Annotated in this window: 15 protein-coding genes and 1 pseudogene; 7 read left to right on the top strand and 9 right to left on the bottom strand. The window is 70.4% G+C overall.

Annotation, left to right across the window (positions count from 1 at the left end; genetic code table 11):
• Positions 1–16 precede the first annotated feature (16 nt).
• The 5 genes from IFU11_RS15775 (at position 17) to IFU11_RS15755 (ending at position 3,672) form a co-directional block, all read left to right on the top strand.
• Positions 17–460 (top strand): hypothetical protein, encoded by a 444-nt coding sequence (locus tag IFU11_RS15775; protein ID WP_191939875.1) that lies wholly within the window; start codon positions 17–19, stop codon positions 458–460.
• Positions 453–779 carry a transcriptional regulator gene (locus IFU11_RS15770; protein WP_191939874.1) on the top strand — a complete coding sequence of 109 codons (327 nt, stop codon included), beginning with the start codon at positions 453–455 and terminating at the stop codon, positions 777–779. The genes IFU11_RS15775 and IFU11_RS15770 overlap by 8 nt, the downstream gene beginning before the upstream one ends.
• A 119-nt stretch (positions 780–898) precedes the next feature.
• On the top strand, positions 899–2,038 hold the full coding sequence (locus IFU11_RS15765; RefSeq protein WP_192019557.1) for an FAD binding domain-containing protein: 1,140 nt from the start codon (positions 899–901) through the stop codon (positions 2,036–2,038).
• Positions 2,039–2,065: 27 nt separating this feature from the next.
• The gene (locus tag IFU11_RS15760; protein ID WP_191939872.1) at positions 2,066–2,419 is read left to right on the top strand and encodes a UBP-type zinc finger domain-containing protein; all 354 of its coding nucleotides are present in this window, start codon (positions 2,066–2,068) and stop codon (positions 2,417–2,419) included.
• Positions 2,416–3,672: an FAD-dependent oxidoreductase gene (locus tag IFU11_RS15755; RefSeq protein ID WP_192019556.1), complete on the top strand. Its 1,257-nt coding sequence runs from the start codon at positions 2,416–2,418 to the stop codon at positions 3,670–3,672. The genes IFU11_RS15760 and IFU11_RS15755 overlap by 4 nt, the downstream gene beginning before the upstream one ends.
• Positions 3,673–3,713: 41 nt before the next feature.
• Here the strand turns inward: IFU11_RS15755 and IFU11_RS15750 are convergent, their stop codons facing one another.
• Positions 3,714–4,934 (bottom strand): MFS transporter, encoded by a 1,221-nt coding sequence (locus IFU11_RS15750; RefSeq protein WP_191939870.1) that lies wholly within the window; start codon positions 4,932–4,934, stop codon positions 3,714–3,716.
• A 31-nt stretch (positions 4,935–4,965) separates the two neighbouring features.
• Positions 4,966–5,781, bottom strand: coding sequence for an SDR family NAD(P)-dependent oxidoreductase (locus tag IFU11_RS15745; RefSeq protein ID WP_199862340.1), 816 nt, complete (start codon positions 5,779–5,781; stop codon positions 4,966–4,968).
• 174 nt (positions 5,782–5,955) lie between these two features.
• Between IFU11_RS15745 and IFU11_RS15740 the strand changes: the two genes are divergently transcribed.
• The gene (locus IFU11_RS15740; RefSeq protein WP_192019555.1) at positions 5,956–7,035 is read left to right on the top strand and encodes a GlxA family transcriptional regulator; all 1,080 of its coding nucleotides are present in this window, start codon (positions 5,956–5,958) and stop codon (positions 7,033–7,035) included.
• On the opposite strand, the gene IFU11_RS15735 is transcribed toward IFU11_RS15740, so the two are convergent.
• The 5 genes from IFU11_RS15735 to IFU11_RS15715 form a co-directional block, all read right to left on the bottom strand.
• A complete protein-coding gene (locus IFU11_RS15735) occupies positions 7,032–7,835 on the bottom strand; it encodes a family 1 encapsulin nanocompartment shell protein (protein ID WP_192019554.1) in 804 nt (267 codons plus the stop codon). The two genes, IFU11_RS15740 and IFU11_RS15735, sit on opposite strands and share 4 nt — an antisense overlap.
• Before the next feature lie 2 nt (positions 7,836–7,837).
• Positions 7,838–8,905, bottom strand: a complete 1,068-nt coding sequence (locus IFU11_RS15730) for a Dyp-type peroxidase (RefSeq protein WP_192019553.1) — start codon at positions 8,903–8,905, stop codon at positions 7,838–7,840.
• Between the two features lie 9 nt (positions 8,906–8,914).
• Positions 8,915–9,814, bottom strand: a complete 900-nt coding sequence (locus tag IFU11_RS15725) for a helix-turn-helix domain-containing protein (protein WP_192019552.1) — start codon at positions 9,812–9,814, stop codon at positions 8,915–8,917.
• Between the two features lie 95 nt (positions 9,815–9,909).
• Complete coding sequence (locus IFU11_RS15720; RefSeq protein WP_192019551.1) at positions 9,910–11,127, bottom strand: cupin domain-containing protein; 1,218 nt, start codon at positions 11,125–11,127, stop codon at positions 9,910–9,912.
• Between the two features lie 127 nt (positions 11,128–11,254).
• The gene (locus IFU11_RS15715) at positions 11,255–11,800 is read right to left on the bottom strand and encodes an MmyB family transcriptional regulator (RefSeq protein WP_192019550.1); all 546 of its coding nucleotides are present in this window, start codon (positions 11,798–11,800) and stop codon (positions 11,255–11,257) included.
• 184 nt (positions 11,801–11,984) lie between these two features.
• Here IFU11_RS15715 and IFU11_RS15710 point away from each other — a divergent pair.
• Positions 11,985–12,806 (top strand): annotated as a pseudogene (locus IFU11_RS15710) (helix-turn-helix transcriptional regulator); the annotation flags it as partial.
• A 38-nt stretch (positions 12,807–12,844) separates the two neighbouring features.
• Here the strand turns inward: IFU11_RS15710 and IFU11_RS20340 are convergent.
• Both IFU11_RS20340 and IFU11_RS15705 read right to left on the bottom strand, forming a co-directional pair.
• Positions 12,845–13,414: an MmyB family transcriptional regulator gene (locus IFU11_RS20340; protein ID WP_371742803.1), complete on the bottom strand. Its 570-nt coding sequence runs from the start codon at positions 13,412–13,414 to the stop codon at positions 12,845–12,847.
• 96 nt (positions 13,415–13,510) lie between these two features.
• On the bottom strand, positions 13,511–14,371 hold the full coding sequence (locus tag IFU11_RS15705) for a helix-turn-helix transcriptional regulator (protein ID WP_192019548.1): 861 nt from the start codon (positions 14,369–14,371) through the stop codon (positions 13,511–13,513).
• Between the last annotated feature and the right edge of the window lie 2 nt (positions 14,372–14,373).

The following is a 14,373-nucleotide window of genomic DNA, read 5'->3' as shown; positions in this document are numbered from 1 at the left end:
CGACTGGAGGTCGATCATGGATCATGAAGACGAACAGGACCGCTTGAACCAGGCGCGAGACGCCTCGCGCCGCTCCGCCCGCCAGGGAGCGCTCACCACCGCCATCCTCACCGCGGTACTCATCATCGCGCTCGGGGTCGTCGTCGACCTCGACATGGTCTGGCTGCTCGGACTCGTCGCCATCGGGTTCGTCGCCCTGTCCCTCGCGCGTCCGGTGAGGCTCCGCCTCGACTGGTCGGACCGGACCGGCGTCCTGCTGCTCACTGCGAGTGGCGTTGCGGTCGCCGTGGTCTACGTCGTGACCCAGTGGATCGCCCGTTCCGCAGGCGTCTCCGTACCGAACACGGTGTCCGCGGTCGTCGCAGCCGTCGTCGTGTTCGCCGCCTGTCTGCCCGCACTGGTGCGCCTCGCGAACGGCTCCACGCCGCTCCGCGGACGGTCGGGGTCGCGCGATGCCTGACGACGATGGCGCCGAGGACGCCGCGGTCAGCCGCCGGGCGCTGAACCCGCTCTTCCACGAGCCTGCCCGCCTCGCCCTGCTGTCCGCACTCGCGCCCGCCGAGTACACCGACTTCGCCTCGCTCCTGCGCATCACCGGCGTCAGCAAGTCGGCGCTCTCGAAGCACCTCTCGGCGCTCGCCGACGCCGGGGTGATCGAGGTCGGGAAGAGCGACACGGACCGCCGCGGCCGCCGCATCGCACTCACGATGGAGGGGCGAGTCGCCTTCGAGTCCTACCTCGACGCCCTCGACGCCATCGTGCAGCGGGCGCGTCGGTGACGCGGGGTCTTCCAGCGGCGAGCGGCGCGCATGGCTCGGCACCGGACTTCCGACGGACGTCGCAACGAGGCGTGACCCGCCCGACCTACGGTGGAAGCAGACCATCAGAAGGGGGCGCGATGCGAGCGACACCTGCTGGAGAGCGCCTGTCGATCGGGATCGTGGGCGGCTCCCTCGGTGGCCTGTTCGCGGCTTCCCTCCTCACGCGTCGCGGACATCGTGTGACGGTCTTCGAGCGGTCCAGGACCGGGCTCGAACGCCGCGGCGCGGGGCTCGTCGCCCAGCAGGAGCTCTACGACCTGCTGCACGCGGTGGGCCGTGACGCCGAGGCCCGCGTCGGCGTGGTCGCCACCGATCGCATCACCCTCGCTCGAGACGGCCGGGTCCTGACGAGCGACCCCACACCGCAGATCCAAGTCTCCTGGGACCACACCTACTCGGTCTTCCGCAGCCTCGTCCCGCCCGAGGGGTACCGGCTCGGACAGGCAGTCGCCACCGTGCACGACCGCGACGAGGGTGCCACCGTCGAGACGGCGACGGGGGAGCTGCACGAGTTCGACCTCGTCGTCGGCGCCGACGGACTCCGTTCGGTCACCAGGCATGCCGTCGCCCCCGACGACGAACGCAACCGGTACGCCGGGTACATCACCTGGCGCGGCCTCATCCCCGAAGCCGAGCTCCCAGCCGCCGCCGCACGCACCTTGCTCGGACGTTTCGCCTTCTACTCCGGTCCCGAGGTGCACATGCTCGGGTACCTCGTCCCCGGCGCGGACGGGGAGACCGAGCCCGGTGCACGCCGCTACAGCTGGGTCTGGTACCGCAGCATGTCCGAGCACGAACTCGCCGACCTCATGCGGCTGACGCACCGGCCGGCCGGGAGCTCTTCGACCGCGCCCGACGACCTGCCGAACGAGCTCCGCGAACGACTCCTCGCCGAGGCGGAGCAGCTCCTCCCGCCGCCGTTCGCCGCAGCGGTGGCAGCCGAGCCGCGCCCATTCATGCAGGCGATCTACGACTACGTGCCGCCGCGCATGACGAGCGGTCGCATCGCGCTCCTCGGAGACGCTGCAGCCGTGGTCCGCCCGCACACCGCCAGGGGAGCCGCCAAAGCGGCCGGCGATGCACTCGCGCTCGCCGCGGGCCTGGACCTGGGGCTCGGTGTCGAGGCGGCGCTCGCGCAGTACGAGGCCGAACGACTCCCGGTCGCGCGGGCGATCAGCGACTACGGACGTCGCATCGCTCGTTCCCTGCAGCTCTGACCGCACACTCATCAGGAGGAGAACACCATGGACGACGTCGAGCAGTACATCAAGCCGGACGTCCCGCCGTCCGGGCCCGGTTGCGTCGAGTGCGAGGCGACCGACAGTTGGTGGCTGCATCTCCGCCGCTGCACGTTCTGCGGGCACATCGGATGCTGCGACGACTCCCTGAACAAGCACGCGACGAAGCACGCGACCACCACCGGTCATCGCGTGATCCGCAGCTACGAGCCGGGCGAGGACTGGTTCTACGACTACGGCACGGAGGAGTCGTTCGCCGGTCCCACCCTCGCGCCCCCGCTCAGTCACCCGCGCTCGCAGACGGTCCCCGGGCCGCACGATCGTGTCCCCGCCCAGTGGGAACGACTCCTCGGTTCATGACCGTCGTCGGGGAGGTGGCGATCGCACCACTGCTCGTGTTCGAGCGGTCCTTCGGTCGCGAGGCCTTCGCGATCCGCGACTACCTCACCCGCAGCGGTGTCCCGTTCCAGACGGTGGTGGTCGAGACGGACGAGGACTGTCGGACACAGCTCGGTTCGGGTTTGGCAGAGGCCCGGCTTCCCGTCGTCGCCTTCCCCGACGGCACCCGGCTCGCCGATCCGACGCCCGCGCAGATCGCCGAACACTTCGGGTGGATCAAGCGACCGCAACGCAGCGAGTACGACGTCCTCGTCTACGGTGCCGGACCGGCCGGGCTTTCGGCCGCGGTCTATGCGGCGTCCGAGGGACTCGATGTCGCCGTGGTCGAACGGGACGCCGTCGGCGGTCAGGCCGGTTCCAGCAGCCTCATCGAGAACTACCTCGGCTTCGCGCATGGCATCTCAGGCGCAGCGCTCGCTGAGCAGGCGCGACGACAGGCGATCGCGTTCGGCGCCGAACTGCTCGTCATGCGTCACAGTCTGAGCCGGAGCTTCGGCGACCATCACATGCAGGCCGAGCTCGCGGACGGCTCGCGACTCTCCGCACGGGCGGTCGTCTGCGCGACGGGGGTGCAGTGGCGTCGCCTCGGCTTGCCGAAGGAGGACGAGCTGGAGGGCTCCGGTGTCTACTACGGCGCCGGCACGAGCGAAGCGTCCTCGTGCGTCGGCGAGCACGTCTACATCGTGGGCGGTGCGAACTCGGCGGGCCAGGCGGCGATGAACCTCGCCGCGCACGCTGAGCGGGTCACCGTCCTCGTCCGCGGTCACTCCCTCTCGTCGACGTCGACCTACCTCCTGCGCCGCTTGCTCGCGGCCCCCAACGTCGAGATCCTCGTGGACACGACGGTCACCGCACTCCACGGCGAGGACCGCCTGCAGTCACTGACCGTCGACTCGGCCGGGACGACGACCGACGTGCCTGCGTCGCGCCTGTTCATCTGCATCGGCGGGAGCCCCAACACCGCCTGGGCCAGCGACTCCGCGGTCGCGCTGGACCCTCGCGGTTTCCTGCTCACCGGAGGCGACCTGCTGCCGGAGCACCTGTCGGCGTGGCCGCTCCGCCGTCAGCCCCTGCACCTCGAGACGAACCAGCCCGGTGTGTTCGCCGCCGGAGACGTCCGCGCCAACTCCATCAAGCGGGTCGCGTCGGCCGTCGGCGAGGGTGCGATGGCGGTCTCCCTCGTCCATCGCTACCTCGCCGAGACGTTCGGGTAGGCCGAAGCCGACACCGCCCGTTCAGTGGCAGCCGGGCCCGGTCAGGGGCGTCCGGCCGCTCGCCGGGTCATCGCGACACCGGCGAGCACCGTCGTCACCAGTACGAGCGAGACGAAGATCAGTAGCACGTCGATCTCCGGTGCGAAGGTGAGGGCGAAGCCGATGGCGAGCACCGGGAGAGCGAGGCCGCAGTAGGCGATCAGGAACACGAGCGACAGCGTCTCGCCCCGGCGGGCGGGGTCGGCGAGCGATCCGGCGGTCGCGATCGCCGACTTGAACAGGACGCCGACACCGAGTCCGGCGATGACACCGCCGACGAGGAAGACCCCCAGCTGCGGCAGGACCGCCCCCGCGGCGACCGCGGCGAGTCCGACACCGCAGCTGACCGTCGCGATCAGGAGTTGGCGCTGCAACGGGAGTCGGGCGAGCAGCACCTGACCGAGCGCGGCGGCTCCGAACACGGAGAAGGTCGTCACACCGGCGAGCAGGTGGTCGGTGGCGTCGAAGGTGCCGATGAGGATGGTGGGCGCGAGCGAGGTGAACAGTCCGAGGAGCGCGAACCCCGCGACGGCACCGAACCCTGCCGCGATGAACGCCCCGCGGGACGACGCCGGGACCGCGAGGCGCTGTGGTCGATAGCGCCTCCGTGGTTCGCTCTGCTCGACGGTCTCGGGCACGGAGACCATGACGATCGCGGCGATGACGAGCGCGACGAGGAACACCGCGTGCGGGAGCACCAGCGGGTTCGGGAGGAACTCGGCGAAGAGTCCTCCGATGAGTGGTCCGAGGGCGAGACCGCCCAGGTTGCTTGCCCCGGCGACCGATGCCGCGACGATCGAGTTCTCGTCCGGCCGGGCGACCGCGCGCAGTTCGCCGAGGTGCGCGGTCGCCGTCGCGGTGAGCACGCCGACGCTGACGCCGTTGACGACCCGCGCGACGATCAACCCCTCGACGCTGCTCCAGAGGAGGAACAGCACTGCCGACAGCGCCGAGATCAGGATCGCGATGAGCAGCATCCGCCGCCGCCCGACCCAGTCGCTGATGTGGCCGACGAAGAAGAGGCTGAACACGACGCCGACGGCGTAGGCGGCGAAGATGACGGTGATCGTCGATACGGGGAACCCGTCCCTCGCCTGGTACAGCGCGTACAGCGGCGTCGGGACGGTCGAGTAGGCCATCACCAGCAGGAACGTGGTCGCGACGATCCAGAACCCGGCACCGTGGGAGACGCGGGATCGGGTCGAAACAGGGGAGGTCGTCATCGGGTCGCTCGGCTCTCGGTCGGTGTCGACGTCAGGGCAGGATCGAGTCGACGTAGCCGCCGTCGACCCGGAGCGCGCCGCCGGTGGTGCCGGACGCGAGCGGAGAGGCGAGGTACACCACGAGGTTCGCGATCTCGATGGGTTCGAGGAGGCGGCCGATCAGCGACTGCGGGCGGTGCAGCCGCATGAACTCCCGCTGGGCGTCGTCCCACTCGAGCTCGTCGCCGACGAGCTGCCGGACGAAGGTCTCCACGCCCGGCGTGTGGGTGGGGCCGGCGATCACCGAGTTCACCGTCACGCCCGTCCCGGCGGCGGCCTTCGCGAAGCCGCGGCTCACCGCGAGGAGTGCGGTCTTCGACATGCCGTAGTGGATCATCTCCTCGGGGATGACCACGGCGGAGTCGCTGGCGATGTTGACGACACGACCCCAGCGCCGCTCGGTCATCTCGGGGAGGAGGAGTCGCGTGAGCCTCGCGGCCGACAGGACGTTCACGTCGAACATCGCCCGCCACTGCTCGTCGGTGATGTCCAGCGGCGGTACGGCCTCGAAGACACCGAGGTTGTTGACGAGGATGTCGACCTGGCCGGCCTCGGCGACGAGCCGTTCAGCTCCCTCCCGGGTGGTCGCGTCGGCCGTGATCCCGCGCACCGACTCCACCGATTCGGTGTCGAGTGACAGGACAGCGGCCTCGAGGCGATCGGCGTCGCGACCGTTGACGATGACGTCCGCCCCCGCCTCGACGAGCCGCGCGGCGATGGCGTAACCGATCCCGCTCGTCGAGCCGGTCACCAGCGCGGTGCGATGGGTGAGGTCGAGGGGGATGGTCCCCGCGCGTTCGAGTCGCATGAGCGGATCTCCTTGGGCGTCGTGGAGTGGATGGCCCGGATCCCAGGCGGCGGGCCGGTCCGACCGAGGCTACGCCGGCGCCGGGCCGGAGTCTTCGGACGTTCGTCGGCGGCAGGTGCGACAGAAGTCGAATCCGACGTTGGCCGGGGCGCTCTCGTCGGGCAGGATGTGGGGATGAGCCCGCCCCAGCAGGAGCCAGGACCACAGCCCACCCTCGGAGGGCCTTCGCGACGACGCCGCGTCGGGATCTTCCTGTTCGACCAGGTGAAGACGCTCGACTTCGTCGGCCCGGCCGAGGTGTTCACCGAGGCGAACCAGCGCGTCGACGGCTACGACGTCCGGTTCTTCTCCCACGACGGCGAGGACGTCGTCACGTCGATGGGACTCCGGGTCGGCGTGGACGCCGCCGCGGCCGACAGCGGACCGCTCGACCTCGTGATCGTCCCGGGGAGCGAGTCCGCACCACAGGTGTACCGCCCGGAGGAGGTGCAGACTGCTGTCCGCCTCCTCGCGGCCCGAGCCGAGCGGGTGGCTTCGATCTGCAGCGGCGCGTTCGCCCTCGCGGTCACCGGGCTCCTCGACGGCAAGTCGGCGACGACCCACTGGAAGTTCACCGGCGCGCTCGCCACCGCCTACCCTTCCATCGACGTCCGTCCCGACTCGATCTTCGTCCGCGACGGTGACACCTACTCCTCGGCCGGGGTCGCCGCCGGGATCGACCTCGCGCTCGCGATCGTGGAGGAGGACCACGGTGCGGACGTCGCACGCTCCATCGCGCAGCTGCTGCTCGTCTACATGCGCAGGTCCGGCGGCCAGTCGCAGTTCTCCGCCTCCGTCCGCGCGAAGCCGGCGCGGACCTCGATCGCGAAGGCCGTCGCGGACTACATCCACGGCGATCCGACCCGGGCGGGATCGTTGGCCGACATCGCCGCACACGCGAACGTCGGCGTCCGCCATCTCAACCGGGTCATCCGGGACGAGCTCGGCATGACGCCCATCCAGTACGTCGGCTCGCTCCGACTCGACGTCGCGCTCGGCATGCTGGAGGCCGGGGACACGGTGGGGCAGGTCGCCGCTGCCGCCGGGTACGCCAGCCCGATCGCCTTCCGCCGCGCGTTCGCGGCACGGTACAACACGACGCCCTCCGAGTACCAACGACGGTTCCGCACGACGGGTGTCGGCGTGGCCGAGGCGTCCCTGCAGACCCGGTCGCCCCTGGCTGACCCGATCGACGGAGCCGTGTCGCCGCGCTAACGGATCGCGACGGCAGCCTCTGGCGTCACGACGCGGAAGCTGAAACTCTCCTCCAGATAGAGGCTCACCGACTCGGCCGAGTGCGCCGTATAGCCGAGGGCGATGTCCTGACCGGATTCGAACAGGAAGTCGCCGCCGCGTCGGCTGAGGACGACGGCTCCCTCGATGCCGGGCGTCCAGACGACCTTCCCGCCGAGGATCGCCTCGATGTGCGAGGACAGCCGCGCGCCACCGCTGTCGTTGCCGCCCGTGACCGACACCCAGCCCGGAGCGTCGACGGCCAGGGCGTAAGGGCCGCCGACCCCGGCTCGCGCGAGCGTCTCGACCGCCGTGGCGACCACCTGTGCGAACCGCGTCGGGTCGTCGTCCCTCGTCAATGGAGGATGCGGCGAGGCAGCCGTCGCACCCGTGTACCCGGCCGCGGACCAGCCGGACAGGATCGCCGCGTTCTCCACCGTGGACAAGCGGGTGACCGCGTCGTCGAGCGGGGAGAGGTCCACGTCGAGTGCACCTCGGGCCGCGCTGTCCAGCTCGCTGCGCACCAGCGCGAAGTCGGCACGCACTTCGGTCAGCGGCAGCACCGCGCGCTGTCGGGCGATCACTCCGTCCATCGGGGCGTCGACGACCGCGCCGACACGGCCGATGTCGGTGGAGGAGTGCTCCCAACCCAGCGGTCCGGCGAAGTCGACCACCCGTCGGCCACCGAGCACCGGGGTGAGGCGCGCACGGGCCTCGTCGTCGAGCATCTGCCAGGTCTCATCGGTGATCGGTGCGAGGTGTCGGAAGAGATGGTTGTTCACGGTCACGTCCTTTCGGGTGCGGTGCGGAGCGACCCGAGACCGAGGGAGCCGTCGGCGGTCGAGGGTGGCGTGGCAGGGACGACGGCGCTCGCCGGATCAGCGGGGCCGGACGGGGCCGGATCGTCGTCCATCGCCTCGAGGAAGGCGGCGCTCGGAGCGAAGAACACGGAGCCGGTCTGGGCCGTCGAGAAGTCGAGGAGTCGGTCGTGGAGTCCTGGCGGGTCACCGATGAACATGCGCTCGAGCATCCGTTCGATGACCCAGAGCCGTCGGGCGTACCCGATGAAGTAGGTGCCGAACTCGCCGCCGGCCGGACTCCCGAACGGCATGTTGTCGCGGAGGATGTCGTGCTCGGCACCGTCGACGACGATCGTGGACAGGGTCTTGTGCGACTTCTGGCCGGTCTCCGCATCGTCGAGTTCGACGTTGTCGGCCTTGGTGCGGCCGATGATCGCCTCCTGCTGCTCGGTGGTGAGCGCCCGCCAGCGGTCCAGCGGATGCGTGTACTTCTGCACCACGACGTAGCTGCCACCGGCGAAGGCAGGGTCCTCGTCACCGACGAGCGTGGCGTCGGGAAGGTCCTGGCCGACGGGGTTCGCGGTGCCGTCGACGAAGCCGAGCAGGTCGCGGACGTCGAAGTACCGGAAGCCGACCGTCTCGTCCACGACCTCGACGGCATCGCCGAGCAGGTCCAGGAGCTGCCGCTCGAACTCGAAGCACAGGTCGCGTCTCGCAGCACGGATGTGGAGCAGGACGTCGCCGGGCGTGGAGGGTGCGGTGTGCCGGTCGCCGACGACCGCGGGGAAGACATGGAGCTCCTTCGGCGCGGGACCGCGGGTGAGCTCGCCCCAGACGCGCGCGCCGATCCCGACGGTGCAGGACAGGGCGGCGTCGAGATCGCGGAAGGCGACGTTCTTCAGGACGTCGGCGACACCCGCCAGGGTGCTGCGGACGGTGTCGAACGCGCCTGCCGCGTCGCGCACGGTGAGCACGAGGAAGACGGCGGTCCCGCTGAGCGGCGCGTCCACGGCCTGAGGCTCGATCGGGACGCGTCGCGCTGAAGTGGTCACGTCGCCCTCCTACTCGGTGCCCGCGGACTGCGGGTGCAGCTGCCGCACCGGGGCGACGGCACGGGTCTCCGGAACACGTCGGCGTCGGCTGGACGCGGACGACCGCTCCGACGCGGTGGGGACGTCGTTCCAGAGGCGGAGCAGCTTCAGCGACAGGTGCAGCGTGCTCCGCTTCAAGCCGTCGGCAAGCGCGTCGCGCACGACCTCCGGCATGGTGTCGAGCCGGTAGTAGAGCGTCGTGCGGTGGATGTGGAGCCGCTCGCACGCGACGACGACGTTGCATCCGGAGTCGAGGTAGGTCTCGACCGTCTCCCGACGCACGGGATCCGCGTGCCAGAGCTCGTCGGCCGCCGGCGACGCCGAGGTCACGAGCTGCGGCCCGCCACCGATCGCGTGCAGGAGTCGCCACCCGCCGAGATCCTCCGCGCGGGTCGACCCGAGCGCGTCCCCGACCTGACCGACGATCTCGGCAGCGGTGCGGGCCTCGTCGACGACGCCGAGCAGGTCGTCCTCGTCCGCGTGCAGCACGGCCGAACCGATCGCGGAGATGCGGACACCGGCCGGCGCGACGGAACGGACCCATTCGTCGACGGGCGAGGCGGCGCGTCGTTCGGAGGTCACGAGGACGAAGCCGCCGACGTGATCGAGGACGAGCGTGTGGTCGCGGCCGTCGTGACGGAGGGCCCGCGCATACTCGTCCCGCTCCATCGTGCTCGTGGTCCCGAGCAGCACCGAACGCACGACCACCTCACCGTAGGAGTCGAGCCAGCGCCTCGAGCGCGCGGTCCTGAGCGCGTGGCGCCGCCGATCGCGGTGGTCGCTGAGCATGTCGATGAGGACGAACGCCCGGTCGTCCGAGATGGACCAGGAGCCCTCGGCCGGTTCGATCGTGCTGCGTTCGCTGTTCATCGGTGCCTCCGCGCGGTTGAACGAGTGGTGTCCCGCTCAAGCTAGGACGGATGGCCCTGGGCGAGCGTGGCCCGCCGAGAGCCACCCTGCCCGGATCACGGACGCAGCGGCGTGATCCCCTGCGCTTCCCGGGGGAAGGTCGCCAGGGTCGCCTCGTCGATGTTCAGGTGTGCGGCGACGAGCGACGGCGGCACGTGCGCCAGCCAGTTCGCGAGGGAGACCTCCTCGTAGCGATCCGTGCGGAACACCTCGAGGAACTGGAGCACGTCGTCGCCGGTGTTCTCCACGTAGTGTCCGAGGTTCTTCTTCACGACGCCGATGTCGCCCGGTCGGAAGTCGGTCGTGTTCGCGTGGGGTCCGGTGTTGAACACGGTCATCCTGGCGGATCCGCGCAGGTAGTACTGCCACTCGTCGGCGTTGGGGTGCCAGTGCAGCTCGCGCATCGACCCGGGTTCCACCGTCACGAGCGCTGCGGCGACCGACTGCGACAGCGGGAAGTTGGTGCTGTCCGCGATCTGGATGCTTCCGCCGCTGTTCCGGTGGAGTGGCTTGGACCGCGACAGTCGGAAGATGATCGGTTCCGACGCTCCCCACTCGACACCGGCGTCCTCCTGGTCCTTGGCGAGTGGGCCGGGCTCGTCGCCGGGGAAGATCCAGAGGTTGTGGAGCGGGATGTCCGCGAAGGTCTCCTGGGCCACCCCGAAGTTCTTCGCCAGCACGTCCGGCGGCGTGTGGGCGAACCAGTCCGTGAGCAGCAGGGTGTTGGACTCCGACTGGTCGCCGTCGTCGAACGCGAGCACGAACTCGGCGCCGTCGGGACCCAGCCCCTGCAGGGAGTGCGGCGTTCCGGCGGGGAAGAACCACAGATCGCCTTCCTCCACGTCCTCGACGCTGGGCATCCCGGATCGGCTGAGGGTGGTGACTCGGCACCTGCCACGGGTCATGACGGCCCACTCGGCCGTCTGGTGCCAGTGGAGCTCGCGGATGCCGCCTGACTCGAGGTACATGTTCACGCCGGCGATCTCGTCGGAGATCGCGAAGTCCTGCTTCGTCACCTCGCGCGCCCACCCGCCGTCCTGCACGCGGCGAGGCGAGATGTTGAACGACGACCAGAAGAACGCCTGCGTACTGATGTCGGTTCCCGGAGCGTCGATCTGGTTCGGGAACTGGCTGGCGATCGCCGGGTTCTGCGGGCCGGTCATCTGCGTGCTCTGCGGGTGGCGGAGCGTGTTCACCTCGCCCTCCGGCGGGAGGTCCGGGTTGCCCAGACTCGGGGTCTCGTGGTGCGGGACGGTGTCGTCCGTCGAATCCATGGTGTTCCTCCTCGCTGCGCCGCGCTGCGGCCTGGATCGCCTCCAGCCCAGCAGGGACGGCGTGACAACCCTTCCGACGGATGACGAGATCGTGCCCGTCGGCGGTCGGATCGTGGTGGCCCGCCCGTCAGGTTCGATCGGGGGACTGCCCGGCGAGGACCGCGAGCAGCCGTGCCGAAGCCTCGTCGCACGCTCGCCAGATCACGAGACTCAGGCCGAAGTGCTCGGGGACCTCCAACTGGAGGTAGCGCAGCTCGAGACGCCCGAGATCCGGGCGGTCGAAGGTGAACGTCTCGGCCACATCGGGTCTGAGGCCTGGTTCCAGCTCGGCCCAGGCCTCGGCGAAGCGGCTGTTCCCGGTGCGGAGCTCGTCCACGAGGCCCTCGAAGACCGCGTCCCACTCGTGGGTGCCGAGCGACTTCCGGAGTTCGCCCACCACATGCTCGGTGACGAGGCCGGGATCGGGACTCGCCTGGAGGACCTCCGGACGGAGGAAGGTCGAGCGCAGCAGGTTGGCTCCTGGACGGAAGGCCTGCGACAAGGCCTGGGCGAGGGGGTTGGCGTGCAGCACCGTGAAGTGGCGGTCGTGGACGAACGCGGGGACGGTCGACCAGGAGTCGACGAGATCGACCAAGTCCCGAGGGAGCCGATCGGCGGGTCCGCGCTCAACCATGCGACCACGATAGTGAGGACGCGCGGTGACCGGGTGGGACGCGCAGGGTCAGGCTCAGCGAACGACCGATCGTCGGTCGACATGTCCAGAAACGACCCATGATCGGCCGCGGACGGATGCATACAGACGAGCTGGCTGGGGGAGGATTGGCGTCGATCCCACTCGCTCTCCGGAGGACGCGGCGATGTCACCAACTCGGCTGTCGAATGCTCTCGGCGAGTTCCTCCGCGCGCGCCGGGAGTTCGTGCGGCCAGAGCAGGTCGGCATCGGCGCCGATGCGTCCCGACGGGTGCCGGGCCTGCGCCGCGAGGAGGTCGCGCACCTTGCGAGCATCAGCCCCGAGTACTACCTGCGGATCGAGCAGGGGCGGGTGCGGCGGCCGTCGGAGCAGGTCCTCCTCGGGCTCGCCCGTGCCCTGCTGCTGGACGACAGTGGACGCCGATACCTGCTCCGGTTGGCGAGCCCGAGGCCGTTCATGCGCGCGGTCGACGACCGATCGACGCAACTCGACGACCGGGTCGCCCGGCTCCTCGCACACTGGTCCGGTACGCCCGCGTACGTGAGCGACGACAACCAGTACGTCGTCGCCGCGAACGCGCTCGCGCGGGCGTGGGTGCCACCGGGCATGCTCGATCCCGGGGTCAACCTGCTCGTCTCGGCCTTCGAGCAGTACGCCGACTTCCGAGGCACCACCTCACCCGACGCACCGGAGTACGACCGCATGCACCGGGAGTGGGAGGGGACCCTCCGCGACCTCACCGCCCCGCTCCGCTACTACGGCCGACCGGACGATCCGCGCCTCCAGGAGATCGTCGGGATGCTCTCGGCACGGCACCCGGTGTTCCGGACGATCTGGGCGGAACATGTCGTCAAACCGCAGATGTCCCGGCGGACACGCACGTTCATCGAGCCCCTCGGCTGGGTCGACTTCCGGGCGCAGACCTTCGAGGTCCCGCACACGGACCAGTTCCTCACCGTGTTCTTCGACGAGCCAGGCTCAGCTGCGGCGGCGGCGATCGCCTACCTCGCAGCCCGGGACGCGCTTCAGCGGGAGGGCACCGGATCGCTCGACGTGGAGGGCTCGTCCGGCGAGACCGCCTCGGACAGCCGCTTCAGCCGCGCCCGGGACGATGCTCCCGACGGGACGAAGACCAACAGCAGATCGCCCTCGGGCCCGGGCGCGTTCAAGACGTTGTAGACCATCCGGACCTCCCCGGCCGGCGTGGGGAAGACGATGGGGCCCGACGTCCCGGAGTGCCCGTCGCCCGATGCCCAGGTCTGGGCGAAGTCGCGCGACTTCGCGGAGAGTTCGCCGATGATCCGAGCTGCGGGACGATCCGCGTCGTGCTCCTCGATCGACCGCTTGAGGAGCTCCGCGGTGGTCTCGGACATCCGGGTCCACAGCGGATCGCCGACGACCCGGTCGGGGGAGAGGAACGCGAAGCGCGCCAGGTTGACGCCGGTGTGGAACGCCGGCGTCAAGCGTGCTGCCGCCGGATTCGCCTCGAGGACGTCCAGCGTGCGGTCGCAGAGGACGACGGGCACCTCTCGCCACGAGTCGATGAAGTCCCTGATCCGGTCCCGGCGCTCACGCACGCCCTCGTTCGCGATCATGGGTCCACGGTAGGCGTTGCGACCGCCGTCGGCTAGCCCTCTGGTGCCCGCCGCCCACCCCTGTCAGCGTGCGCCGGTCATCGCTCCGGATGGCGGTCAGTCGGCCCGGGCGGCGAGGTACGCGAGCACCGCGGCCCCTGGGGAGCCGCGCTCTGCGAAGACCGTCGTCAACTGATGACCGGGCCAGTCGGGGACGAGGAGGTGCTGATACTGCAGCTCGACGGTCCCGAAGTCGTCGATCGAGGCCCGAAGTGGACCGCCGGCGAGGGGACGGGCGTCATGGCGAGCCCACAGGCGGGCGAACAGCGGACTGCGGGCGCTGAGGTCCTCGACGATCGTCTGCAATCGAGGGCTGCTCGGATCGCTGCTGTAGCGGAGCGCTGCGACCACGGCCGGGGCGCTCACCTCCCACTCCGGGGCGATGGACCGCACCCGATCGTCGAAGTACCCGAGCACGTCGTTCTGCCCGACGTCGAGGAGGCCACCGCCGATGCGTCGCGCGAGCGCGTTCGATGCGACGATGTCCCGGTTGCCGTCGGTGATGTACGCCCCGGTGTCCGACCAGTGGTCGAGGAGTGTCGTGTCCGGGACGGATCGTCCGGCCGGTGCGGGGGTGCCGGCGTCCAACGGTCGGCGCTCGGCCGGGAAGAGGTCGACGTCGTAGGCGAGTCGGAAGAGGTAGTCCACGGCGTGCTCGTCGAGTCGAAGGGCCCGACCGATGCCCGCCAGCACCTCCTCGGACGGGCGCTGGTCCCGCCCCTGCTCGAGGCGGAGGTAGTAGTCGGCGCTGACGTCCGCGAGCGCGGCCACCTCGGTGCGTCGGAGTCCGGCGACCCGCCGCCCGTCCTCCGGGACGAACCCCGCGTCCTCCGGTCGGACCAGTCCTCGACGAGCCCTGAGGTAGTCGCCGAGCGCGGCCGCCCGCGTGATCCCGGTCTCCGATCCTCCCCGCGTCATGG

It is taken from the genome of Plantibacter sp. CFBP 8804, from assembly GCF_014841225.1.
Classification (GTDB): domain Bacteria; phylum Actinomycetota; class Actinomycetes; order Actinomycetales; family Microbacteriaceae; genus Plantibacter; species Plantibacter auratus.
This window is presented reverse-complemented; position numbering and strand designations above follow the sequence as displayed.